This is a genomic window from Treponema sp. R6D11 (assembly GCF_054786075.1).
The window spans coordinates 1-679 of sequence record NZ_BDHD01000626.1; the positions used below are offsets into that span (position 1 = coordinate 1).

The 679-nt window shown below is 37.0% G+C and carries 1 protein-coding gene and 1 pseudogene; both read right to left on the bottom strand.

Translation table 11 applies throughout. From position 1 onward, the window contains the following. Nucleotides 1-196: pseudogene (locus ACYVTD_RS15130) on the bottom strand (hypothetical protein); the annotation flags it as partial. Nucleotides 197-213: 17 nt separating this feature from the next. Continuing rightward, complete coding sequence (locus tag ACYVTD_RS15135; RefSeq protein WP_461248536.1) at nt 214-594, bottom strand: PASTA domain-containing protein; 381 nt, start codon at nt 592-594, stop codon at nt 214-216. Nucleotides 595-679: the final 85 nt, after the last annotated feature.

The following is a 679-nucleotide window of genomic DNA, read 5'->3' on the forward strand; positions in this document are numbered from 1 at the left end:
CGGGAACGATTATCTCTTGTGCTGAAGTTTCTAGCGGATACTCGCAAACGATATATTTAGCTCCAGCGTCTGCCGCTTCTTTAGCAAGGGTATGTCTATCTATTCCTGAACCATGTGTGCAAACGAATATGCCGCCTTTAATTATTTTGCGGGTATCGTTTGTTACATCAATATGCTTTAGTTCGTTGATGTTCATGTGTCTTCTCCTATGTGTTAGTCGTTTATATCGCCTGAACGGAATTCTACGGTTATTATGGTTGATGCAGGAACTTTGGTTCCTGCTTTTAGGCTTTGTGAAATCGCTGTTATTGATGATGAAGTTTTTGATACGGCGGAACCGGTTATTTTCATATTAAGCCCGGCATTTGTTAATGCTCTTTGCGCTTGAGCGAGTGTCATCCTTAAAATGTTTGGCACGATACATTGAGTTTGTTTTTCGTTTTTAGTTGTGTAAAGCGTTATTGTTGAATTGGCGTTCACTTTTATATCCGGTTTTGGGACTTGGTTTAACACTTTTGTTCCATCGCCGATAATTTTATATGCAAATTTTTTCTTTGATATTATATCTTTTGCTTTTATAATATCCATATTCAAAACATCTGGAACAGGATTTTCGATTAGAGCTAGTAGCTGGATTTTGTTAATTTTTTGTATACTGCATCTTTGTCAAGATCTAGAA